At 58.6% G+C, this 10,100-nt stretch carries 1 protein-coding gene; it reads left to right on the top strand.

Translation table 11 applies throughout. The features are described from left to right. Positions 1-12: 12 nt before the first annotated feature. Complete coding sequence (locus tag ACIREA_RS02370; protein WP_397380167.1) at positions 13-9,990, top strand: autotransporter-associated beta strand repeat-containing protein; 9,978 nt, start codon at positions 13-15, stop codon at positions 9,988-9,990. Positions 9,991-10,100 lie beyond the last annotated feature (110 nt).

Raw genomic sequence — 10,100 nt, 5'->3', positions numbered from 1 at the left:
ACCTTCTCCCGGTTGATCTCTGGTTCTGGTGCGGTGGTGCGCGATGGCGGCACCGGCACTCTGGCCTTCAACTCCGCTTCCACCATCGGCGGCGGCTTCCAAGTCTTGGAAGGCGGCACCACCAATATTGGCGCTAACATCACAATCTCTGGCGGCGGGTTTTACATTTCCGGCAAACAGAACCTGACTGCCGTGAACTGGAACAGCGTGGTCAATGTTCAGTCCGGCGGACTGACCGTTCTCGGCAATGGCAACAACGTCACCTCGGGTGCTGTTTTGACGGTTGCTTCAGCCAGTGGTGTGACTGGAGAGGTCAATCTTCTCGGCGGCGACATGCGCATTGAAGGTTCGGGCTCCTTGTTCGGAGTGACCAGCATCCAGATCACCGGCAGCGGCGCACTGGCTGACGGTACCACCTTCCAAGGCTTGAGAATTCGAAATACGAGCGCAACCGCCGTTAACCGCATCAATGACTCCGCCGCCATTGTCATGAACGGTGGCCAGATCACTCTGCAGGGCGTCGGCACGGCAGGTACAGAAAACTTCTCTGAAACCTTGGGGACCTTGTCCTTCACCGGCGGCTCCAACCGCATTGTCTCTGAACGGGCCACTTCTGCATCCAACCTCCTGACCTTCGCCAGCCTCGGCTCGCGTGCAGCGGGATCCACCGCCCTCTTCAATTCGATCCGTAGCAACACGGACCTCGGAGCTATCGCGCTCACCACCCCGCCCGTGCTCACAGGCACAGGCTCTGGCAACAACAATGGAATCATTGGCGGCTGGGCGGTGCGCTCCACCCTGACGGGCGGTGTGCAGGCCTATGAATGGGCCACCATTGCAACTCAGACGGTCAACGGTGTCAACGTCAACGGCATCACGGGCCTCACTTCCTACACTGCGGCGAATGCTGCCACCTCCATCCATGGCTGGGCCGCAGGTCAGAATATCAAGATGACGGTCTCCCAGACTCCCACCACTTTTGGCAGCCGCACCATCAACTCGCTCAACATTCAGAGCACCTCGGGCCTTACCCTCACCATCAATCCGGTCTCATCGGGAACGGCGAGCACGCTCATCATCGACAGCGGTGGCATCCTTGCCACCCAGGCAACTCATACCATTGCCGGTGGCAGGCTCACCGCAGGCTCCTTCAGCGGGTCAACCATCAATCCGTATGCCTATGAGCTGTTCTTCCAGCTGCCGACCAACCAGCTCAATGTCACCAGCGCCATCGTCGACAATGGACTGAATGCGGTTTCCCTGGTGAAATCCGGCGCCGGCACCCTGGTTCTCAATCCAACGGTGACCGCCACCGTTGCGACGATGAACCCCAACAGCACCACGGTGACCCTCAACGCTGGCTTCACCACCACGGACATCGCGGTTGGCTCCACGGTCACAGGCGCTGGCATTCTGCCTGGCACCACGGTGCTGAGCATTACCAATTCCAACACCCTGGTCCTGTCCCAGAAGCCCAATGCTTCCATCAGCACCTCGCTCACCTTCGGAGTGTTCAACACCTACACGGGCAAGACCTACATCAATGACGGCGTGCTTCAGATCACCCGTGAAAGTGACTTGGGTTCCAATCCTTCCTCCTATCAGGCAGACCAGCTGACCATCAACGGGGGGGGGCTGCGCGCCAGCACCAATCTGGTGTTCAATGATTCCAATCGTGGCATCACCCTTGGTGCCGCAGATGGTTACTTCCGTGTGGCCACCAACAGCACGCTGTCCATGGGCGCTGCCAACAGCATCATTGGAAACGTCGGCAGCCTGATTTTTGCTCCCGACGCCAGCAGCCTCGGCGTGTTGCTCATCGCTGGGAACAACAATCTTTCGGGCGGCCTGGAAACCAATGGCGCGCAGACTGGTAGCGTCGGCACGCTCGTTTCAACCTACGTCACCGGTGGAAATTCGGTGACGGTGACGACGACTGCCGGACTCGAAGTGGGGGCCACGGTTGACGGAAATGGAATCCCCGAAGGCACTGTCATTACCAGGATCGTCGACGGCACCACCATCGAGATTTCCCAGCTTGCAACCGCAGATGGAACTAATCAAAACCTCGCATTCAACGGCTTCAACGCCGTCAAGCTGACGGGTAACAACACCATCGGCTTCATTCGCATGATCGGTTCTACGATCGCCCTGCTTGGAAACAACACCCTTACGAGTGACATTTTGATATCATCCGGTCTGCTGCGGCTGGGTGGCAGCAATCAATTCAATGGAACGCTGACCATCAACGGGGGCCAGGTTCGTTTTGAGAGCAATAACGGCCTGGTCAGCACGGGCAGCGGTTACATTGCCTACAATGATGGCACGATCAATCTGAACGGTTATTCCACCTCGATGGCCAAGCTCACCGGCTTTGGTACTGTCACTAACAACGGCACTGCTCCCTCCACCCTCACGATCAATGCCTCTGACAGTTTCACATACAGTGGCTCGATTACGGACGGCACATCAGGACGTGGCGGCGTTTCTTTGACCAAAACCGGTAATGGCATTTTGACCTTGAACAGTGCGGACAACAACTACTCGGGCGTCACAACCATCAACGGCGGCGGCATCCGCGTCCTGCAGCTTGGATTTGGCGGGCAAAACAGCGGTATTGGCAGTGCTTCCAATGCTGCCGCCAATCTGGTCTTCAACGGTGGTTCCCTGAGGTTTTTCAACAATGTCTCCACCTTCACAGACCGTTCCTTCACACTCGGTCTGGGCGACAGCGCCGGGGCTATCATCGCCGACGGCACTGTCATTGGCGCGACAGTGACCTTTGGCTTCGATGGCCTGTCTCCTGCAGTGGCCTTTACCGGCTCCGGCTCCCGCACCCTGACCCTGGGTGGAGCCAATCGTGGTGACAACCTCTTCAATCTGGTCCTGGGAGATGGCACGGGTGGGCCGACCTCGCTTAACAAGATCGGCAACGGAACCTGGGTCCTTGGTGTCACCAATACCTACAAAGGCGAGACCATGGTCAATGCCGGTATTCTGGCAGCCACGGCAGACGGTGCTTTCGGTGCTTCAGGTGGCGCAGGTGTCATCATTGCTGGCGGTACCAATGGCAGCAACCTCATCGGCAATCAGAATGCCACTCTCGACTTGCGCAATGTGGCCTACAACACCGTGCAGACCATGTATCTCGCTGGCGGCACCCTGGCAACCACCGTGGGTAGCAGCTCATGGGCTGGCTCGGTTTTTGTCAATGCCAACTCCACCATCCTCGTCCAGCAGGGTTCCATTCTCAATCTCAAGGGATCTTTTGGCGGAGACGGCACGGTCACCCAGCTCGGTGGCGGCATGCTGATCCTTAGCGGTCAGACAGATCCCACCACCCGCAATACTTTGAACTCTTCGTTCAATGTGCCCAACCACACAGTTCAGGCCGGCACTCTGCGCCTGGATTATACCACCAACAATTCCAGCAAGCTTGCGGACACAGGCGCACTGGTTCTTGGTGGCAGCCGTTTTGGCGGCACACTTGAACTGATGGGCGGCTCCCATGTGGAAATCGTCGCCGGCGTCACGCTGGGTGCTGGGGACAACCGAGTCACGCGTCTGAGCGACAGTTCCGTCCTGCGCATGAACGGCATCAGCCGGCAGGCGGGAGCGAAGATCAATTTCAGCGGCAATGACATTGCCAGCACCGACACCAACAACACGGTCGGAATTCTGGGCTCCTGGGCCACGGTCAGCGATTCGAGCTGGGCGACGAAGAGCTCCTTCAACGAATCGCTGGTCGATACGCTGAACACGACAGCTGGAGACCTCATGATCCGGGCCTACACCGACTACACTCTCAATCAGGTGAACAACGATTGGACCATCACTTCGACCACCGGAAACATGGATTTCAAGGCGAACACCGAGCAGACCAATCGGGCGGCCAACACAATGCGCTTTAACACTCCGGTGAGCGGCGGTGGAGTGAGCACGGTCACGCTCAACGGCGCCAACACTCTGCAAGGCGGAGCCATTCTGGTCTCCCCAAACATGGGCAGCGGCGAGTCCCTGATCAATGGCAGCGGCACGCTTTCCACCGGCAGGGTGGGCACCACGGTCAATGACCTGTTGATCATCCAGAACAACACCACCGCGGCCTTTGAAATCTCCGCCTCCATCATCGACAACACCGCCAGCCGGGCAGACCGCACGGCAACGATTGCAAACGGCAGCAACCTAGTGCGCAACATCAACGGCGCCGATCTTGCCGTGGGCATGCTCGTGACAGGATCTGGCATCGCTGCGGGAACCACGATCACCGCGCTTTCCTCGGTGGCCACGGTTAGCATCGGCAGCACTTCCGGCAACGACGTGCTCGTGTCCGGCGCGGTGCCATCCAATCTTTTCGTGGGAGCCACTCTGCTGGGTCGCACGGTGACCGCCATCAATGGTACCACCCTCACGCTCGATGGAGCGCCGAATGAATCGATCTCCGCCACTACCACGCGGGAGTTCCAGACCAACACCATCACACTCAGCTCGAACCCATCGGCTTCCGCGACGCAAACCCTGCAGTTCAGCCAGGACCGTTCCGGCATCACCGCTGCTGGCAGCACATCAGTCACCGGACTCAATGGCATCAACGGTACCAACGGTCTCTACGTTGGGATGAAGGTTTCCGGACTGGGCATCGTGGACGGAACCACGATCACCGCCATCACGGCCAATTCCTCCATCACCCTTAGCAACGCCGCTGTTACGGGAGCTGGAACCGGCACCCTGACGTTCTCGCAGGTCACCGGCTTGGACAAGACAGGCCTGGGCAATCTGATTCTCTCCGGCATGAATCTCTACACTGGCGTCACCACCCTGAATGCTGGCGTCACCACCATCCAGTCTCTGGGTATTGAAGGCTATACTGCTGGCACGCAGCTGATCACCAACCTTTCTTCCACCGGCCGCACACTCACGGTGGATGCGACTGGCCTGACCATTGGCACCATCGTCACAGGTGGTGCCCTTCCTGCCGGCGTCACCGTCGCCGCCATCACCAACCCCACCACGGTGACCTTGTCAAACGGCGCGCTCATCAGCACCACGGGCTCCAGCCTGACCTTCAACAACAGCGGCATCACCGCACAGACCGGCACCATTGCAGCCGCCACCAACACCAGCAACAACACAGTCACTGTTGCCGGTGGCACGGCAGGTCTCGCCGTTGGGCAGAAGGTGGATGGCACAGGCATTTCCAACGCCGGTGGCCAGGTCGTCATCCTCTCCATTGTCAACGGCACCCAGATCACCATTGGCGTCATTTCCGGGTCGGTGGGCGTTGCCTATGTTCCCACCGCGACCGCTTCTTCGCTAAACTTTGGACCCGCGAATCTGTATACTGGCGCGCGCACCGGCAATACTCAAAGTGGCACGCAAATTGTCGTGGGCAGCACCTTGGGCATGACCGTCGGCCAGACCATTTCCGGCAACGGCATCCCGGCGAACTCGACCATCGTGCGGATTCTGGATCAAAACACGATCGAGATTTCCAATCCGGTGACGACCACCGGCCAGAACAACCTCACCTTTGGAGCCAGCACCAGCATTGGCGCCACTCTTGTTTCCTCCACGACCAATGGCAGCAACACGGTTACCGTGCCAACCACTGCCAATTTGAGCGTCGGAGAACTGGTCACGGGACCTGGCATTCCATTGGGCGCCACGATTACCAAAATCATCGACGGCACCACGATCTCCATCTCCGTATCGGCGATTGCCACCGGCTCCAACACACTCGTGTTTGCCGGCCCTGCTTCGAGCCTGGGCGCCTCCCGCAATACGTTGGCCAATTTGGTCTTCAACGGCGGCACGCTTCAATTCAATGGCACCAGCGCCAGTTCGGACCGTGGATTCACCATCAATCAGACCGCAGTTTGGGATGTCGGCAATGCCTACACTGTGCTGACCTTGGGCGGTAACTTCACCACCCCGGGCAATCAGGATGATTACAGCCTCGTCAAGACCGGTGCAGGCACTCTGGCGCTGCTGGGCACTTCGTTCGGCGGCTACGGCCTCGACGCATTGGTGGTGAATGACGGAACGCTCCAGCTCTCCCCCGGGTTCACTGACCAGTATATTCGCAATGATGTGGGCACCCTGACCATGGGCGGTGGTACGCTGAACGTTCAGAGCATCACCGGTCGCAGCACCGCGCAGAACTTCATCGGTGCGCTGACCATTGCCGAAGGTGCTTCCGTCATTCGTGTGAAGGGCGCCACAGGTTCTACAACCTTCCTCAACCTGCAGGACCTCAACAATCCAACACCCGTCACTTATCAAAAGGGCGGCAATGTGCTCTTTGTGGCAGACGGCGGATCATCTGTGGCGCGCATCACCCTTGGCGGGCAGGCTCTGGTCGACGTGGGCGTCATCATGCCTCGCGCTCTCTTCAGCACCAATGATCCCAACAACCCGGGCGTGAACAATTTTGCGATCATTGATTCGGCGACGAACATCATGACAGGTTCCGACATCAAGGGCTCTCATAATTTCGTCCAAAATCCCGCCAACTGGGCAGTCACCAACAACGTTCATGATGGTGCGCTGATTGAGGAATCTTTCTCCGGCAGCACGGCTTCAGGCGCTTCCGTGAGCACAATCCTGCTCTACAACAACAGCATTTCATCGGCAGGCAATCTGAGCACGAGCAGCACCGAGGTCACCAATGTGCCGGGAGTGGACCGCCTGCAGGTCGGACAGTTGATTCGTGGCACCGGAATTGTGCAGGGCACTTACATCACCGCCATCGACGTGGCCAACCATAAAATCACTCTGAGCCAGGCACCGAGCCTGCAGGGAACCGCCGTGACCTTGTATGCCTTTGACACCATCACCGGCAGCACGACCGCTGGCAGCGCCGTTGTCTCCAACATCAGCGATTCTCGTCTGAGAGTAGGAATGACGATCACCGGCCCCGGCATTCCAGCTGGCACAACGGTCCTGTCCGTTAATTCCGGCAGCAGCTCCATCACCCTGAGTGCGGCGGCTACCGATAGTGGAATTGTGAACCTTTATTCCGACTATCTGGCCTCCATTCCTCTGGCGCTCAATTCCAGCACGGTCACGATTACAGACACCCTTACCCTTGCCAAAGGAGCCATCCTTCAGACCACTCACTCTGGCACCCACCAGAACTCGATTGTGGGCGGGGTCCTCACCAGCGGCTTGGCCAACACAGACGGCACCACGGCCGATCTCATCATCTACAACTGGAATCCGCTGCGGGCGTTGACCATCAGTTCGTCGATTGCGAACAACTCCACTGCCGGTCTTCTGGTCAACTTGGTCCTGAGTGGGAATGGCACCACCGCACTCTCCGGGACCAACACCTACACGGGCACCACTTACGTGCAGGGCGGCGTTCTGCGCCTTGATTCGGCCTCGGCGCTTCCGGCGAACAGCCATCTCCGTCTGGACGGTGGCATCATCGGTCTTAACTCAGGAGACTTTACCCGCAGCCTCGGCACCGGCAGCACGCAGGTGGACTGGACCAGCAGCGGCGGCTTTGCAGCCTACACCGCCAATCGCACCGTCAACATCGGCGGCAGTGGCGCGACTCTGACCTGGGGCCTGAATGGATTTGTTCTGGACAATGACTCGCTCCTTCTGGGCGCCCAGGACGCTGACAAGACGGTGACTTTTGCCAACGGCATTGATCTGGGCCGCAAATCGCACTTGGTGGAAGTCACCAGCGGTCGCGGGCCTGTCTACTCTTCGCCATCAACAGGAACGTTGATTCCAGACGCCATCATCAGTGGTGTGATTTCGGGCAGCGACGGACGCCTGGTCAAGGGGGGGCACGGCGTGCTGACTCTGTCGGCAGTCAACACCTACGCCGGCGGCACCTCGCTGGCCGAGGGGACCTTGATCGCCCAGCAAAATGGTTCTTTGGGAGATGTGAACGGGCTGGTCGAGATCGGCACCACCACCGACACGCGCTCCAACAACGAAGCCCTGACGCTCGTCTTCAACGGCACCACCCTGTCCAATTCCCTGAAGTTTGGCAATGTGAACAGCGGTGGCGTCTCCATTCTCAACACCACGGCGACTACCACCACGGTCAGCGGTGGCATTGAGGTGGATCGCACCGGCGGAAACAATGCCCTTCTGGTTTCCAGCGCCACCTCCACGGTCACTTACAATGGTGCCATCACGGGTCTCGGCGGCATCACAGTTCTGGGTGGCACGGTCGTGCTTGCCGGTGCCAACACCTATGGCTCGCAGACAGGCGGCACAGGGAACACCATCAACGGCGGTACCGTGGTGCGGGCGGGGACACTGGTGCTTTCGAGTGTGACTGCCTTGGGGCAGACATCCACCCTCGAATTGGGTGACTCCACCTCCAGCCTGGGAGGTATCCCCTTCACTAAAATGGTCATGCAGGTGTCTTACGCCACGAACGGTGCCTCGTTGCTGGGTGTGGAGACCAGCACGGCCAGCACGGCTCCCAACCTCAGCGGACTTGGTGGTGCGTTTGTCGCCACGGCTGGCGGAGTTTATAGTGCAGGGCTTCTGAATGCAGGCACTGGGGCCTTCGTCAATGTCAGCCGCGTCATTGATGGCGTCACCTTTGGCGCCGCCGACGTTGGCAAAACAACCATTCTCGTGAAGGACGAAGTCGATCATCCAGAGCGCAACGGCATCTATGTCATCACGCAGATCAACGACGATCTGACGATGAATCTGGCGCGTGTGGACAGGACCAATAACAGCACTGCCACCGTTGCCAATGGTGGTGGGGTGGCCTTCAACCTCGCCGCCAACATGGTTTATGGCACTCAGGTGACCGTCAACAAAGGAACCGCTGCCAGCCAGACCTTCTTCATGGCATCCCCCTCCGTGACCAATGTCAGCAACAGCAATGCTTCAGGAGCCAATGACGCGGTGGTCTGGGTGCTGGATCAGACAACCCCGAACGTCACTCTTCAGATCAACAACGCTGCGCTCACCAACGTCACGCAGAACATCGACATCAATGTCAGCCCCAATCAAACAGGTGGAATCACCACCATCACCTCCTCCAATGCAGTGACGTTCTCAGGTGCGTTGACTCTGCGAAATGTGCTGGATACTGTTTCGGAGATCACGGAGCTTCAGATCAACTCGAACACCGCGCCGGATGTTGGCACCGGCATGGTTTTCTCTGGAGTCATCAGTGAAGCCAATAGCGGTGGTTTCGAGGACCTCCTCTACATCGGGAAAACAGGGGCTGGAGTGGCCACATTCACTGGCAGCAACACCTATTACGGTGACACCGGGGTCTATGAAGGAACCCTGCTCGTTAACAACACCGCAGGCTCCGGCACCGGCTATGGCAATGTGGTGGTGTGGGACGGCGCCACCCTTGGCGGCACAGGAACCATTGCCCCCGGGTCTGACACTGGAGTTTCCAATGGACTCTGGGTCCAAAGCGGGGGGACTTTGATCGTGGGTGCGGTAGGTTCTACCTCCGCCAACCAACTGCATGTGACCTTAGATTCCACGGGCTCCTTTGCAGCTGATTTTGACCGTATTACAGGAGCTGTGACTCCCGGGGATCAGGCGTTCGTGATGTTGGATGCTGGCTCCATTTTGAAGCTCAATCTCTTCACCAATACGATCAACACCCCCACCTCAGAAGCCGACCGCCTTGTTTTCAACGATGTCGGATTCGCCGTTTCGGAGATCACCATCACTGGGGCGACGTTGAACGTGGGCATCGGTGCCGGCAGTTCCCTCGTTTCGACCAGTTTCAACGTGGGAGACAGCTGGCAGCTCATTGACTGGGGTGGTCTGACCCCCACCGGGAAGTTCGCCAATCTCACCGGCAACACTTCGACCGATTTCATTGACCTCCCGACCCTGAGTGGCGGCAAGTTCTGGGACATCAGCAACTTGTATACCTCCGGCATCATCGTGGTGGCCGTGCCAGAGCCCGGCCGGTTGCTGCTGCTGTTGCTCGGAGTCCTGGCCTTGGGCTGGCGCCGCCGCCGCAGATTGGCTGTTTGAGCCCGCCTGCGCTAGGCCTGCGGGCAAACGATCCGTCAGTGCCTTTGTGTTTACATGATAAATACCTTGTCAGGTTGATGCGATTTTATTATTATCGCCCCATAAATCAG

The sequence above is a fragment of the Prosthecobacter sp. genome, assembly GCF_044373815.1.
In the GTDB taxonomy this organism is placed as follows: domain Bacteria; phylum Verrucomicrobiota; class Verrucomicrobiia; order Verrucomicrobiales; family Verrucomicrobiaceae; genus Prosthecobacter.
The sequence above is the reverse complement of the archived record's forward strand: the minus strand, read 5'-3'. Positions and strand labels throughout refer to the sequence as shown.